This window comes from Microcystis aeruginosa NIES-4325, assembly GCF_008974145.1.
GTDB classification, from domain to species: Bacteria; Cyanobacteriota; Cyanobacteriia; order Cyanobacteriales; family Microcystaceae; genus Microcystis; species Microcystis aeruginosa_G.
Genome location: NZ_BJKP01000012.1, coordinates 67,105 through 82,447 on the forward strand (window position 1 = coordinate 67,105; position 15,343 = coordinate 82,447).

Below are 15,343 nucleotides of genomic sequence, written 5' to 3' on the forward strand. Positions count from 1 at the left end.
TCAGGAGTCGGTATTCAGGAGTCGGTATTCAGGAGTCAGGAATCAGGAGACAGGTTTTATTTATTCTCCCCATCCCCCCACACCCCACACCCCACACCCCACACCCTCTTTCAAGTCAGGAGTCAGGAATCAGGAGACGGTATTCAGGAGTCGGAAACTTAACACTAAAAACTCAAATCTGATCACTGATAACTGATAACTGATCACTTATAACTGACTACCGGCGCCGGTCTTGCAGTTTTTTATAGACATCTCGCAGAGGGACTTGGTGATAGGCGAGCGCGACGAGGGTATGATAAAAAAGATCGGCCACTTCTGCGGTAATAGCATCGGGATCCTTATCTTTGCAGGCCATGACCACTTCTGCCGATTCTTCGCCGATTTTCTTGAGAATTTTGTTATCTCCCCCGGCCAAAAGTTTACAGGTGTAGGATTCCGGATGAGGATTGTCTCTGCGATCGCAAATTACCTTAAACAATTCCGAGAGAGTATCGGCCGCTGGGTCTGATTTTTGCTGGTCTGCTTGGTGAAAACAGCTTCTTTCGCCAGTATGACAGGCAATATCACCGATTTGCTCAATAGTCAGTAAGATAGCATCACTATCGCAATCGTAGCGAATTTGACGCACTTTTTGGATATGGCCGGAGGTGGCTCCTTTGTGCCATAATTCTTGACGGGAACGACTCCAATACCACGCTTCCCCAGTGGTGAGGGTTTTTTCGAGGGATTCCCGATTCATCCAAGCCATCATTAACACTGTAGCATCAAGATAGTCTTGAGCGATCGCTGGTACTAAACCCTGGGCATTATAAGCGATCGCGTCGAGGGGAATAGCGGAGAGTAAAGAGGACATCAGTTTTTTGCGGTCAAGAAATTATGGTGGGACAAATTACCCAAAGCCTAATTATATAGCCATGATATCGCCAGGGCTTCATTATCCCTGTCTAAAACCCAAAACCCGCTAACGACCCTTAAAAACAAAAATTAGGTCTTGGCTTGCGTTAGCATCAATACCGAAGAAAAAGCTAAAAGTCAGAAACCCTGCGAGGGCATCTAACCTTTAGCTGTTAATGTCTTGCCCATACTGGCAGCCGTTATTTTTATCTCTTGAAGCGGGAAACTAATCCTAAACCGCCAACGGTGAGCAGTCCGAGAATAGTACCCGGTTCGGGTACTTTAGTACCTTGTGTGAATTTATTCGACGAAGACATCAGAGCTCCACCAGCATTAGGTTTAAGTGTATTCGTGACCGTGAGCTTGGTGAGAGAACCAGGAATAGGAAGGAAAGTAGCAGTAGCTTGAGGGTCAGGCCAGCCATTTTCTGATGTTAAGGTGAGATTGGGTTCCGCAAGGAATGTGTCCACGTCCCCGTAGCCGATGGGGTTGTTAACAGTTACGTCTGAATCCACTTGAACCCCTGTAAAATGAAATTGGGGATCTACGATCTCAATTTCGTACGTGAAAGACGCAGCCTCATTAGTCATTGACAGTGCAGTGAATGCAACTGTGTACTCCGGTCCGGCCTGGTTAAAGGAAACGAAGGTATCGGCCCCTAGATTAGTAAATGTATCACTGACGTAGGTGACTTTTTTATCACCTTCCACAAGAACCCCACCAGCCTTGAAGGCAGCCCACGATAAAGATGCTGCACTGGCACTGGTAGCGGTAAGCACTGAGCCAGCGAGAACGCCGATGGTAAGAGCACCAGAAGCAAAGGTTTTAGTTAATTTGTTTTTCGTCATCATAAATTGTCCAGCGTTAGTTTTGTGTACTATGTTGAGGTCAAAAGAAAGCTTAAAAAAACCTTAAGATTTCTAATAACTATTCGTTTGACCTAATAAAAGTCTAGCTAAGTTTTTCAAAGAAAACAAGTATTTACAATAGTTTATCTTTTCTTAATTTTTCATCAAGAAAAGATAAACTAATTTAATCTGATTCCTACTTCTCAAGGGGTGACAACCGGCTTAAAAGGGAGATTGGGGTTAGGTTTTGGGCATGGGCCGTGCGACTGATCTCACGCCGAAGTCTCACGGACCAAGCTCCTTGTCTTCAGTAACTGATAACTGATTACTGATTACTGGTCTTTGTTTGCTGAACTAGCTCCGCGATATTTGAGAGATGAGGAGCGAATTGGGTTAGCCACCGTGGGATTATTGGTGATTTTAACCTCCGCACCGCGATATTTGCCCCCTAGCTTCTTGACAGGAGACTCGGCGACTGTTGGCTCGATATAGGTAGCGCCACGATACTTTTTCTCGCTGGCAGTTTCTGGAGTGGGGACGGGGACACTCTTTTGTTCTTCTCGTCCTTGCCATAAAAAGGTGACGACAATCACAACTGTCAAGAGAATTAATAGCTGAATCTGCCAAGGAGCTAAAACCAGACTCAACACTAAACTAATTACCGTGGCGGCACTGGCGAGATAAGCGATCTCATCGCTGGACTTCTGCCAGAAATAGGCAGCCAAGGCAGCTGTGAACAGTGGTAACAAAAACAAATAGGACATTCTGGGTACACCTTGTCACGCTAGTGAACCAATCTCTCTATTATTACCTCCCTCGTTTCAATCGGCGAAAAATATTAACTTAGCTTATGGAACACATAAGTTTTATTATGTCAATTCTTCTTTACAATTCGTAAAAATTTTGTTACATTTATTTACATAAGGCAAAAGTTAAGGCAAAACAGCCAAGACACCAAGCCAGTTCAGCATTGTTTTGAGCAGTATCAGACATAATATGATTCGTTTAGCTCCAGACAACGGCAAAAAACTAGGCTTACTAGCTTAAAAAAGTTTTCGGGGTTTGGGTTTGCCCCCTTGACAGATTTGCTTGAGTTCTCCTACATAACTTAGCGCTACCTCGGCTGGACACCGAGGTTTTTTATTTGGTTACAGCGTTTTCGACTCTTCTCGACTTTGTGTGATAAGTTTAAATTATGTAAGAGCGATCGGTCTTTGTGTCCTCTGTGTCTCTGTGGTTTTTTCCACTCACTGCCGCAAGACTGTATCTTAGAATATATTTTACCCGCCAAACCCAAGAGAGCCAAACGAGATAAATTAATTGAGATTACCTACTTAATTAAACATTAACTTCGTTTTGATGCACGGAATCCAAATAAAACCTGATTACATCTTCTGATGTACCCTGACATTGCAACTGGCCTTTATTTAGCCAAATTGCTTGGTCACAGGACTCTTGAATTAAAGTCAAATCGTGGGAAACTACTAAAATGGTAGCGTTAGAATTCCAGAATTTTTTTAACCGTCGTTTACACTTATTTTTAAAACTTTCATCCCCGACGGAAAGGACTTCATCAAGAATAAGAATATCGGGGTGAACCTCTGTTGCGATCGCAAATCCTAAACGAGCCACCATCCCGGAAGAAAGAGATTTCACTGGCGCCCCCATATATTCTTCTAACTCAGCAAATTCGAGGATATCTTTGGTTTTTTCCTTCATTTCCTGACGGGAAAATCCCAGCATTACCCCATAGAGAATAATATTATCTTTTACTGGTAAATCTGGATCAAAACCTGCTCCTAATTCAATTAGAGAGGCAATTTGTCCCCTGACTCTCACCTGTCCCCTCGTCGGTTCTAGAATACCACAAATAACTTTTAAGAGAGTAGATTTTCCTGCGCCATTAGCTCCAATGATACCTAATTTCGATCCAGAATTAATGACTAGATCTATATCATCTAGAACTAATTTTTTTGCTGGTTGACGATATTTACCTTCAAGAATAGAGAAGATTGTCCTTTTTAGATCGTAGGAAAATTCTTCCTGAGTGCGTCTTTCGAGAGACACTTGATCGAGTCGAATTACTTCTGTCATTTATAATAAATCCATAAATAAATGTCGCCATAGTCGGAAGCAAGTCCAACCAATTCCTAGGATGATGATCCCACCGAGGAGAGATTGAAAAATCAAACTAAAATCCGGTAATCCGGGGGAAAGGGACAATTGGCGAATACTTTCAATTACCGGTAATAATGGGTTTAGTAGGAGGAATGGTTGTACGGAAGGAGGAATAATTTCTGGGGGATAGAAAATCGGGCTGCTAATCCAAGCGACAAAACAAACAATTTCGTAAAAATAGGGTAAGTCTCTGAAGAAAACGTAGAGGGTACTAACAAAGAAACCCACTCCCGTGCAAACCAAAGAAAGACCGATAACGGGAAAAATCAGAGCAATTACATTAAGTAAACTTTGAGATTTCCAGAGAGTTACTATAGCCAAAAGGGGAAAGATACTAATAGCAAATTGAAAAATATTTGCTACTACCATGGAAACGGGAAAAATGCTCACTGGCAGACGAATTTTATTTAAAATACTGCCATTACCAACGATGCTAGGTAAAGCTTGGTTAGTAGAAGCATTAAAGAAATTTATTACTACTAAACCGGTGAAAGCAGCTAGGACATAGTTAACTATAGAATTATCAAAATAAGAGGCGAAGACCGTGCCGAAAATTGCCGTGTATAGTGCAGTCATAATCAGGGGATTTAACAAAGACCAGTAAACCCCCAGAAAAGAACCCCGATAGCGTCCCTTGAGATTACGTTCCACTAAAACACTAAGCAATTCGTAATATCGCCGCGCTGTTGACCATCTAGTTTTTGCCTGGAGATCGGTCATGGGTATAATTGTCATCTCGTCAGTATTCAGTGGTTCATTCTAAACGATTACCGTCAATTTTGTCTATTGATCGAGGGAGGACTCTAGTTTTTATCCAGTCCCCGACGACTCTCCCTCTAGGGAAAAAGTTCCCTTCTTGGGCCATTTATCTGACCCAAAAAGCTTAAAAACCGCTAAAAGCCTCTTTTTTTAGGTTTGAATTCGCTTTTTAGGCACAGCCTCAGCTAATTGACCTAGACTCTAAGCTGTTAAGTATTTAAATTGCTTGTTGAGATGAGGCAAGAGGCAACAGGCTTCGGCTGTGAGATCAGCGTTCGACCGAGCGTTCGACAAAAGCTCACGCCGAAGTCTCACGCCGAGGTCCGAACGGCAAGAGGCAACAGTAAAGGGATTGGGGGAAATTCAGCTAATCTAAGGATAGGCAGTTAAAATGTGTCTTAGCTTATCAGGTTGCCCCATAAAATTGACACCAGATCAAAGCCAAGAAATGCCGATTTAAACACAGCTAATCTCAGAAAAACTGGAGTCAAAAACCGATAACTGAACAACTTCCTAACGGACAAACCAAGAATTTAATCTAATTGATGTCCCGTCAGTTCCACAAAGATATCTTCGAGGTTGGAAGGGCGACACATTACCCCAGTTTTATCGCTCAAACTGTCAAGATAGGCATTAGCATCAGCGACGGTGGGGAAGAATTTATAATCGATTTTATCGCCAACTTGTTTGATAACTAATCCCTCGCCATACTTAGTGCGAAAATCAGTGAGAGTTCCTAATTCGATTAATTTGCCCGCATCCATAATGCCAATTCTGCCCGTTTTTCCTGTGGCATTATCCTGACAGAGAAATTCCACTTCTTCCATGTAGTGAGTGGTTAACAAAATTGTCATTCCTTGCCGGTTTAAATCGCGAATTACTTCCCACAAACGACGACGATTTTGGGGGTCTAAACCCACTGTCGGTTCATCGAGAAAGAGAATTTTTGGTTCGTGAAGAAGCGCGCGAGCAATCTGTAAACGTCTTTTCATCCCTCCGGAAAGAGTTTTGGCCAGGGCAGATTTTCGATCGCTTAAACTGACATAATCTAAATAGCGATCGATTAATTCCTGTCTCTGGGGATTGGGGATATGGTGCATCCGGCCGTGAAATTCCATATTTTCCCAGACGGTTAATTCCCCATCAACGCTAATCTGTTGTAAGACTACCCCAATATTTTTTTTGACCTGATCGCGGCATTTTTTCACATCATACCCCGCCACTTCGATTTCTCCTTGACTTGCTTCGGTTAGGGTGATAATCATGCGGATTGTCGTCGATTTTCCCGCACCATTGGGACCGAGTAAACCAAAGATTTCCCCTTTTTCGATGGCAAAGGAAAGCTCGTTAACTACTGGCAGATTGTTATAGATTTTAGAAACGCGATCGAGAGCAATAGCGGCGGTCATAGTTACAAAAGTTAATATTCCAGCTATGGATTAGTGTAACCGAATTAGCCCAACTCGACTGCGATTTTATCCGCTCTCCCTCGGGATCATCCGATCGACTGCGGTTTGACATCGTCACAATCAGATTAGAATACAGATAAAAAATCTTGACTTTGCTGGTATCAGATGGGAGTTTTGCTGCCGATTCTCTGTTTATGTCTAGGAATAGGGGAATTTTTCCTCAATCCCCCCATTAGTCTAGGCAATTCCCTTCCCGCAACCACGGCAACCCAAACGGAAACCCGTTTGCTGCTAAATTTAAAAAAAAGACGGGTTTTTGTTTACCATGGACAGAAAATAATTGCTTCTTACCCTGTGGCGATCGGTCGTCCGGGTTGGGAAACCCCGACGGGACAATTTAGGGTGATTCAGATGGTGCGGGAACCAGTCTGGGAACATCCTTTCACCGGTCAACTGGTGCTATCGGGAAAAAACAACCCTTTAGGGGCGCGTTGGATTGGATTTTGGACTGATGGCGCAAATTTTATCGGTTTTCACGGTACACCCCAAGAAAATCTTATCGGCCAGGCCGTCTCCCACGGTTGCGTCAGGATGCGCGATCGAGATATAAAAGCTTTATTTGAAAAGGTACAAATCGGCACTTCGGTGATAGTGATTGCGCAATAGAAACAATGGTAAAATAATAGGCTTTTAACTATACCGCCCCTAAATGAAATGTGAAAAGGCCTGGTATTTTTTCAGGTTAGGAAAATTAAATAATTGCAATTTACATCGATTCTCCCGGCTATAAACCCTAGATTTCATCGTCAAACCAGGGTTGGGACGAGGATAAAGTTATTGCCTCACCCAACCTTAACTTACCAACGATTTAAGAAACTGCCACCATTACCCCAACTTGGTCGGGAATTAAAGAAACCACCACCGTCAGACCAACCATTGCGCCAAGGCCGCGCATTAACGAAACTACCACCGCGACCATCTCCCCAACCACCGACACGACTATTCACCCAACCGCGACCGCGACCATCTCCCCAGCCTAAAGCTTGTAACCTAGGATCGGCACTACCTTCCGGCAGTTGGTTAACTCGTTCGCGTACAGCGCTAGATAGACGACTTAAACGCACTTCAATGGGGTTAGCCTCCTCTGAGGCGGCCTGGGCAGTGCTAGTCAGACCGAAAGCAGATAAAGCGAGAAGAAAGCCGACTAAACCGGTTTTATTGCTGATATTCACCTGAATTGATGCTCCTATTTGGCTTCTTGGGGATTAATTTGGGCGTGTTCGATAACTTTGAAGGCAAAAAACCCCTTTAATAATTCTGGGGGCATGGGAACTATGCCTTGACTACCGAACCAGCGATCAATTTGACTAACGGTGGCCGTATCATTGGTGATGTAATCCTGCATCATTTTAAGAATGGCATAGTTGACATCATCCAAAAAAGTAGAGTTATTTTCGGGAACCATGCAAGCAATGCCAAAATTAGCTAGAGCTTCTTCGGGGACTATTTCGTAAGCTTGAGGGTTATCTCTGAGGATTGTTCCCGCTAAAGAGATGCCATCCCCCGCTATCGCGTCAATTTTACCAGTTTTTAAAGCTTCGAGGGCTTCTTCTACGGTGCTGTAGGTGGTAACAATCTTCGCTTGCGGTTGTACTAATTTAATCACATCCACGGCCGCAGAAGTGGGAACCAAGGCGATGCGTTTACCAATTAGGGATTGAGGGGTGGAGAGATTGCTACCTTTTTTGGCTAAAATCCTAATCCCAGAAATGCTGTAACTGGTGGAAAAATCGACAACTTTCGCCCTTTCCCAAGTAAAAGCCGTACTACAAGCGATATCGATGTCCCCGCTACGAATGAGGTTAATTGTCTCTCCGGGTTGGTTAGCTTCAATCATTTGCAGGGTGACGGGACGACCGAGACGAGTTTCCAATCGTTTTCTAATTCGTTCCAACACATCCATAGAATAGCCGACTAATTCCCCCTTATCATTGATGTAAGAGTAGGGAATCGCATCAAAACGGGTTCCTACGGTCAAAAATCCCGTGCGAGCCACTTTTTCCACCACTGTTTCCGCTAAACTTGCACTAGCGAGGAACATAGGTAATAGGCAACCTAGTCCCACTAACTGTAAAATTTTCTTCATAAATCGAGTGCTTGCTCCCGTACAAACATAACTATACTAGAAGTCGCTAAAAAATCTTCAGGGTTTCCATAATAATTTCTGTGAACTTCGACAAATTATAGCAATTCTCCCAAATCTGACTACAAATGTTTACTATCCCTACATCCCCCTGACAAAGGGGACTTAAATTCGATAATTTGATCGGTAATTTTGGTAATAATTTGATAGTAGAAGTGGGTAAAAAATCAGTCTTTAAACCTTTAGCTTGATGATGACTTGGCTCTTCTGGTTTCTCTGTGAAAACGAGGTCTATACTCATAGTTTCTTCGGCGAAATAGTCCTAAAAGTTTTGCCAAATAAGGACTTCACAATTCCCTAGGCAAAAATTATCACACAAAGTCGAGAAGAGCGGCGGGGCATTCATCCGACATTTTAGGTAAACAGGCCTAGAGGTTCAGGTTTGTCTTGTCAGCTAAAAGCTGATGTGCAATACTTGAGGCAGTGCGGTCTTAGGGTCTCCCCCTGTAGAGCAACAATTAGCCAAAGCCATAGCAGATATCGGGTTTTATGAGTTTCGGCGACAGATGGAATACAAGAGTCAATAATAACTGATAACTGATAATGTTGGTTCCCCTTACCCGTCAATCGATCGAGCAAATTGTCCCGATTATCGCCACAGGTCCCCAGTACGCTCACTATTGGGGTAAATGGTCTGATTTTCTGCGACGTTTATTCATTTCTGTCATCGCTCTCACCGCAGCTTGGTTAATCGGTAATTTATTCGGCCCCGGTGGTTTAACGATTAAACTGATTTTCGACATTATCGCTGGTTTATATTGGCTCTGGGGTCCAGTTTATTGGGCCAGTGTTCGCAATAATACCTATCGTCGTCTTCCCTACGGGGGGTTTTGGCGCGGTCGCGTTTTCGATGCTTTTGTTACCGAGGAATTAATCGGGGAAGAAGAAAGGGTCAATAAACGCGGGGAATTAGAGATTATCGAAAATCGCCAACGCTGTATTAATCTAGAAATCGGTGATCAAACGGGCTTTTCGGCGATCGTTAGCGCTCCCCTCAAACGCATTCATAAATCAATCCGTCCCGGGATGGTGGCCGAGGCTTTGTTAATGTCTCGAGATCCCGATTTAGGCGATATCAATCAGCTTTCTGATGTTCACCTTCCCCAACTCAACCAGTGGATAGGAGAATATCCTATGCTGCGACGGGATATTTTTCAGCAAGTTAGTCGCGAATTAGGAGGGGGAAAAGAACCCCGGCCAAAACCTTCTCGTTATTCTAATAATGTCATCCGAAGACGCAAAACCCGTTAATTGTTCGGCGATCGCTGAAAAGACACCGGTTTCTCAGTCATCTATATATATAGGGGCTGCTGAAAAACTTTGCTTCTCCCCAATCCCCCACTTCCCTATCCCTTTTAAACAGGATTTAGTATTAGCCTGTATTAATATTTCTGATTCTATAGTTAAGTTTGCCTAATAACAGCTTATTTTTAGTTCTTTGTCAAGCCCCTATTATAATTTTTAATCTTTGACCCTTAGTCCGATTTAACGTTGATATTAAAAATCTGTTTTTTTGTAGCGAAGATAACAGTTTTATTAACTATTATCTGCATCCATAGAGAGAAATCGAGGAGGGCTGATAATCATTGAAAGCCTTGTCAATACTAGCCTTATTCCCTCTCAAAATTTCACTAATTCCCTCAGTTTTCCCAACCTTGATCCCCTATAGGACACAAAAAATTTCCAACCCTTCATGATAACTTGATTTTTAGCGCACGTCAACCATTTATTTAAATTTTTTATTCTCTTTCCCGATAACGATATAAATTCTCGTAATGACCAACCGATTTTCCGTGATACGGTTGAACAGAACGAAACCAAGTTAGCTCTGCAAGCACAAAGGAATGTTAGCAAATTCCTTCAGCTTTGCATTGGGAACTTGCTAACGCACAATAAGAAAGTCTATGAATAAACAACTGCTGAACAAACTACAAGCCATAACTGCCCTCACCGTATTGGGGACTACAGCCTCGATAATTTGTTCCCAGACAGCAGGACAAAGCAACAGCCTGACGGACATTACCCTAGATCGTCAAACTGTTATCGAGTCCACTTCTCAAACCGTTCTGCCGGCTTTTTCTAATAGTCGAACAACTGATCAGGACATTAAAGTATCACGTTCGGTTCAAGATAATGCTAACGAAATTCTAAAAACTTTGGAGTCCCTAGTGGACAAAGAAAATACCGTCCCAGCAAGCGTTACACCCAAGACCCAAGAGGCCATTCCGCCGAAGGTACAACCCCAATCACCACCCAATCAAGTCAAGCCGTCCCCGGCCAGCAATCCTGCCTCAGTCACACCGACAGAGAAGCCGAAAACAACCCAAGAGACAAAAACCAGCAGTCGCCCCCGTAAACGGGGAATGGCCTCCTGGTATGGTCCCGGTTTCCACGGTCGTCGCACCGCTAGTGGTGAGACTTTTAACTCTAGTGGTTTAACTGCCGCTCATCGCTATCTACCTTTCGGCACTAGGGTTAGGGTAACTAATCTGCGTAACGGGCGCTCGGTGGTGGTGCGAATTAACGATCGCGGTCCGTTTAGCGGTGGTCGCGTTATCGACCTCTCCAGAGGGGCGGCAGCGATTATCGGTGTCTTCCAATCGGGAGTTGCCCCAGTGGTCTTGGAAGTTTTAGGCAGATAATCAGTTATCAGTTATCAGTAAACAGTTATCAGTAAACAGTAAGCAGTGAAAAGACAGCACTGTTAATTTGTGTCTGGGAAAATTTAGTACAAATGCTCAAACTTCTTCCTTATCTCTGACTTGAAAGAGGGTGTAGGGTGTAGGGTGTGGGGTGTAGGGAAGGAAACCTCTTTCATCTCTGGTGGTGAAAATTTTTTCATCGGGACTGACTAAAAACTCACATCTGATCAGTGGTAACTGGTAACTGGTAACTGATCAGTGATCACTGATAACTGATCAGTGATCACTGATAACTGATCACTGATAACTGGTAACTGATCACTGCTATAGTGATCCTATGGGGATTTGACGGGGTTTATGTTAGAAATTAGCGATTTATCGGTTAATTATGGCGGAATAAAGGCATTACAGCAGGTTAGTTTCAGGGTAGAAACGGGGGAAATTGTCACCCTGATTGGAGCGAACGGAGCAGGAAAAACGACGACTCTAAAGACGATCTCTCGGATTTTAACGGCAAAGACGGGGCGAATAATCTATCAGGGTCAAGATATTACTCATTTACCGCCCCATGAAATCGTTAAACGGGGAATTGCCCATAGTCCAGAAGGGAGAAGAATCTTAGCGCGTCAAACAGTCTTGACAAATTTGCAGTTAGGTGCTTACACGAGAAGCGATCGCCTAGGAGTAAAAAGCGATATCGAAGAGCAGTTGCAACTTTTTCCCCGACTATCGGAGCGCCGAGAGCAGTTAGCGGGAACCCTAAGCGGTGGGGAACAGCAGATGCTGGCGATCGCAAGAGCTTTAATGAGTCGTCCCAAGTTATTGTTACTAGACGAACCCAGTTTAGGACTAGCGCCGCAGATAGTGCGAGAAATCTTCAGTATTATCCGTAAATTAAATGAATCGGGAGTAACTATCCTGTTAGTGGAACAAAACGCCAATTTAGCCCTAGAAACTGCCAATCGCGGCTATGTTTTGGCAGCGGGGCGCTTGACCATCGCAGGAGAAGCCAAGGATTTACTCAGGGATGAGCGGGTCAAACAAGCTTATTTGGGTTAATCGATGATGATGCGGCAACTATAGATAAAACCCTATAGTAAAGGTAGGAGAAAAAATATTCACAAAATTTTACAAAGTCGCATAAAATGAACACATAACGAAATAGGTATTTTTTCTTACTGCCATGCTAACGGCTAACTTCCCCTGGCTCACTGCCATCATTTTGCTCCCCTTGCTTTCCTCCTTCCTAGTCCCTGTAATCCCCGACAAAGAAGGAAAAACCGTTCGTTGGTTCGCTCTTGGAGTTGGACTAGCAGACTTTATATTAATGTGTTACGTCTTTTTACAAAAATATGATTTAAGCAACCCCAACCTACAATTAGTAGAAAAAATCGATTGGGTTCCCCAAATCGGTCTAAGTTGGGCGGTGTCGGTGGATGGTATCTCGGCACCATTAGTTTTATTAGCAGGATTAGTGACAACCCTTTCTATCCTGGCCGCGTGGCAAGTAGACCGCAAACCCCGTTTATTCTACTTCCTGATGCTGTTGCTCTACGCCGCTCAGATTGGTGTTTTCGTTGCCCAAGACTTATTATTATTCTTCTTAATGTGGGAAATCGAGTTAATTCCCGTTTATCTGCTCGTTTCCATCTGGGGTGGTCAAAAACGTCGTTATGCCGCCACTAAATTCCTACTCTACACCGCCGCCGCTTCTATCTTCATCCTCGTTGCCGGTCTAGCCATGGCCCTTTACGGTGGTGGTGCGATGACCTTTGATATGGCGGAATTAGGATTTAAAGATTATCCCCTCGCTTTAGAATTAGTCCTTTACGCCGGTTTATTAATCGCTTTCGGAGTCAAACTCGCCATCTTCCCCCTCCATACTTGGCTCCCCGATGCTCACGGTGAAGCTTCTGCACCTGTATCGATGATTCTTGCTGGTGTTCTCCTTAAAATGGGTGGTTATGGTTTAATCCGCCTTAACATGGAGCTTCTCCCCGATGCACACATCTACTTTGCTCCGATTCTAGCGATTCTCGGTGTCGTCAATATTATCTACGGTGCTTTCGCTTCCTTCGGTCAACAAAACATGAAACGCCGTCTCGCTTATTCCTCGGTTTCACACATGGGATTCGTCCTTTTAGGGATTGCTTCCTTTACCGATGTGGGTATTAGCGGCGCTATGTTACAAATGCTCTCCCACGGTTTAATCGCCGCCGTCTTATTCTTCCTTGCTGGTGTCACCTACGACCGCACCCATACCTTAGCTTTAAACGAGATGGGTGGGATTGCCCAAGCGATGCCGAAAGTCTTCGCTCTCTTTACTGCCGGTGCCATGGCTTCCCTAGCGTTACCCGGAATGAGCGGTTTTGCCAGCGAAATTACTGTATTCATCGGTGTCACTAGCAGTGACGTTTATAGCCAAACCTTCCGGGTTGTGACTGTCTTCCTCGCTTCCGTTGGTTTAATCCTCACCCCGATTTATCTACTCTCCATGCTCCGTCAAGTTTTCTACGGAGATGGTTCTTCCTGCGATATTACTAACATTCTGCCCAACAAAAACAACGAACAAGCAGTTTGTTTCGGTACTAGCTGTGTCCTTCCTCACGAATCAGAATATAGTGACGCTAAACCCAGAGAAATCTTTATCGCTGTCTCTTTCCTCGCTTTGATTGTCGCTATCGGTTTCTATCCCCAATTGGCTACCCGTATCTACGATGTGAAAACGGTGGCAGTTAACTCGGAAGTGCGTCAAGCTTACACAGAAATCGCCGCCACTCGTCAAAATATCTACGCTGAAACTCAACCGGACGTGAGCGCCAAGGTTGCCAGCATCTTCCAATAAATTGGCAAGTCTAAAGTTAATAGCTTATCGGGAGTAGGAATTCTACTCCTGATTTTTTTTGGCGAGGAAAAAGATTCGAGCATTTATACTACAATCTAAGATAGCTGGTTTAATACGCACAGAAAACGGGTTTCTCGGAGAAACCCGTTTTCTACTCATGCACTCATGCAAAAAGAGGAATAAATAATCAGTCTTTAATAACAAGATTTAGTATAATATCGTCTCAGGGATCAAAACGGAAGCTTAGAATAGATAAAATATGTGGACTTTTATTGATTTATTTGCCGGTATAGGAGGATTTAGAATCGCCCTAGAAAATCTCGGTTGTCAATGCGTTTTTTCCTCGGAAATCGATCCTCACTCCCAAAAGGTTTACTTGGCTAACTATGGTCATTTACCCGATAATCAAGACATCAGAAAACTAGAGGCAAAAACTGTCCCCGATCATGATATACTCTGTGGCGGGTTTCCCTGTCAAGCGTTTAGTATCGCTGGCAGAAAACACGGTTTTGAAGATGCACGCGGAACCTTATTTTTTGAAGTTGCCCGGATCCTACACGAAAAGAAACCGAAAGCTTTTATCTTAGAAAATGTCCAGGGTTTAGTCCACCATGATCGAGGTAAAACTTTAAAAACTATTTTAGATATACTAGAAAAGGATTTGCATTATTTTGTCCCTAGTCCCCAGATTTTAAATGCCAGATATTTTGGGGTTCCTCAAAACCGTCCCCGAATTTTTATCGTCGGTTTTCGAGAGGATTTGAATATTTACCATTTTTCCTATCCTCAACCAACTCATCAAGAAACTTGTCTCAAAGATATTCTAGAAGAAAAGGAAGTCAGCGTTAAATATTATCTCTCTAATCAGTATTTAGAAACTTTGTTTAAACACAAAGCTAGACACCAACATAAAGGTAATGGTTTCGGTTATGAGATTATTTCTCCCGATGGTATCGCTAATGCTATTGTGGTGGGAGGTATGGGAAAAGAAAGAAATTTAGTTATCGATCAAAGACTGACTAATTTTACCCCCGTTACTCGCATTAAGGGAGAGGTAAATAAATTATTCGTCCGCAGAATGACCCCCAGAGAATGGGCAAGATTACAGGGATTTCCCGATAGTTTTCAGATTGTTGTCAGCGATGTCCAAGCTTATAAACAGTTCGGTAATTCTGTGGCTATTCCCGTGGTAAAAGCGGTGGCAAAAGAGGTGATTAAAGCTTTAGATTTATCCAGAGATTCTCAAGAAAATATCAGGGTTAAAGACCTACAGGGAAAACAATTAGAGTTATTGTCAATCTGAGGAAAAATAGCAATTTTTTTCTAGGGGTTTTGGTATATCAAGAATAGTTATTATTCAATCGATGCGAGCGCTGTTTAGGCTCGACTCTAACTGGATTAACTGGATTTGTTGCATAATTAATTTTCGAGAGTTCAAAAATGGGAAAAATAGCCATGAGGTAACAATAAAAGAGCAGCAGAGGTGATGGTCTCGCCGGTTGTGCTTGTTAAAGGTATCTTCCCTATACTACACTTGTAACACCAATAGGTTTAGTATTCGGGAG

The 15,343-nt window shown here is 43.3% G+C and carries 14 protein-coding genes; 6 read left to right on the top strand and 8 right to left on the bottom strand.

Annotation, left to right across the window (positions count from 1 at the left end; translation table 11 throughout):
* Positions 1-217: 217 nt before the first annotated feature.
* The 6 genes from hisIE to MiAbW_RS08905 all read right to left on the bottom strand — a co-directional run bounded on the left by hisIE (position 218) and on the right by MiAbW_RS08905 (position 6,088).
* Positions 218-853 (bottom strand): bifunctional phosphoribosyl-AMP cyclohydrolase/phosphoribosyl-ATP diphosphatase HisIE, encoded by a 636-nt coding sequence (hisIE, locus tag MiAbW_RS08880; RefSeq protein ID WP_151695818.1) that lies wholly within the window; start codon positions 851-853, stop codon positions 218-220.
* A 247-nt stretch (positions 854-1,100) separates the two neighbouring features.
* Positions 1,101-1,745: a PEP-CTERM sorting domain-containing protein gene (locus tag MiAbW_RS08885; RefSeq protein ID WP_151695819.1), complete on the bottom strand. Its 645-nt coding sequence runs from the start codon at positions 1,743-1,745 to the stop codon at positions 1,101-1,103.
* A gap of 329 nt (positions 1,746-2,074) precedes the next feature.
* Positions 2,075-2,506 (bottom strand): DUF4278 domain-containing protein, encoded by a 432-nt coding sequence (locus tag MiAbW_RS08890; RefSeq protein ID WP_151695820.1) that lies wholly within the window; start codon positions 2,504-2,506, stop codon positions 2,075-2,077.
* A 574-nt stretch (positions 2,507-3,080) separates the two neighbouring features.
* On the bottom strand, positions 3,081-3,836 hold the full coding sequence (locus tag MiAbW_RS08895; protein ID WP_151695821.1) for an ABC transporter ATP-binding protein: 756 nt from the start codon (positions 3,834-3,836) through the stop codon (positions 3,081-3,083).
* On the bottom strand, positions 3,837-4,640 hold the full coding sequence (locus tag MiAbW_RS08900; protein WP_172967356.1) for an ABC transporter permease: 804 nt from the start codon (positions 4,638-4,640) through the stop codon (positions 3,837-3,839).
* Positions 4,641-5,212: 572 nt separating this feature from the next.
* The gene (locus tag MiAbW_RS08905; protein ID WP_151695823.1) at positions 5,213-6,088 is read right to left on the bottom strand and encodes an ABC transporter ATP-binding protein; all 876 of its coding nucleotides are present in this window, start codon (positions 6,086-6,088) and stop codon (positions 5,213-5,215) included.
* Between the two features lie 165 nt (positions 6,089-6,253).
* Here MiAbW_RS08905 and MiAbW_RS08910 point away from each other — a divergent pair, with 165 nt between their 5' ends.
* Complete coding sequence (locus MiAbW_RS08910) at positions 6,254-6,754, top strand: L,D-transpeptidase (protein WP_151695824.1); 501 nt, start codon at positions 6,254-6,256, stop codon at positions 6,752-6,754.
* 191 nt (positions 6,755-6,945) lie between these two features.
* On the opposite strand, the gene grrA is transcribed toward MiAbW_RS08910, so the two are convergent.
* Positions 6,946-7,320: a GrrA/OscA1 family cyclophane-containing rSAM-modified RiPP gene (gene grrA, locus MiAbW_RS08915; RefSeq protein WP_151695825.1), complete on the bottom strand. Its 375-nt coding sequence runs from the start codon at positions 7,318-7,320 to the stop codon at positions 6,946-6,948.
* Positions 7,321-7,334: 14 nt separating this feature from the next.
* Positions 7,335-8,234, bottom strand: coding sequence for an extracellular substrate binding-like orphan protein GrrP (grrP, locus tag MiAbW_RS08920; protein WP_151695826.1), 900 nt, complete (start codon positions 8,232-8,234; stop codon positions 7,335-7,337).
* A gap of 600 nt (positions 8,235-8,834) precedes the next feature.
* Between grrP and MiAbW_RS08925 the strand changes: the two genes are divergently transcribed.
* The 5 genes from MiAbW_RS08925 (at position 8,835) to MiAbW_RS08950 (ending at position 15,081) form a co-directional block, all read left to right on the top strand.
* Positions 8,835-9,542, top strand: coding sequence for a phosphate ABC transporter permease (locus tag MiAbW_RS08925; protein WP_151695827.1), 708 nt, complete (start codon positions 8,835-8,837; stop codon positions 9,540-9,542).
* A 653-nt stretch (positions 9,543-10,195) separates the two neighbouring features.
* On the top strand, positions 10,196-10,933 hold the full coding sequence (locus MiAbW_RS08935) for a septal ring lytic transglycosylase RlpA family protein (RefSeq protein ID WP_151695829.1): 738 nt from the start codon (positions 10,196-10,198) through the stop codon (positions 10,931-10,933).
* Positions 10,934-11,290: 357 nt separating this feature from the next.
* A complete protein-coding gene (locus MiAbW_RS08940; RefSeq protein ID WP_151695830.1) occupies positions 11,291-11,992 on the top strand; it encodes an ABC transporter ATP-binding protein in 702 nt (233 codons plus the stop codon).
* A 124-nt stretch (positions 11,993-12,116) separates the two neighbouring features.
* On the top strand, positions 12,117-13,778 hold the full coding sequence (locus tag MiAbW_RS08945) for an NAD(P)H-quinone oxidoreductase subunit 4 (RefSeq protein ID WP_151695831.1): 1,662 nt from the start codon (positions 12,117-12,119) through the stop codon (positions 13,776-13,778).
* Between the two features lie 259 nt (positions 13,779-14,037).
* Positions 14,038-15,081, top strand: coding sequence for a DNA cytosine methyltransferase (locus MiAbW_RS08950; RefSeq protein WP_151695832.1), 1,044 nt, complete (start codon positions 14,038-14,040; stop codon positions 15,079-15,081).
* Positions 15,082-15,343: the final 262 nt, after the last annotated feature.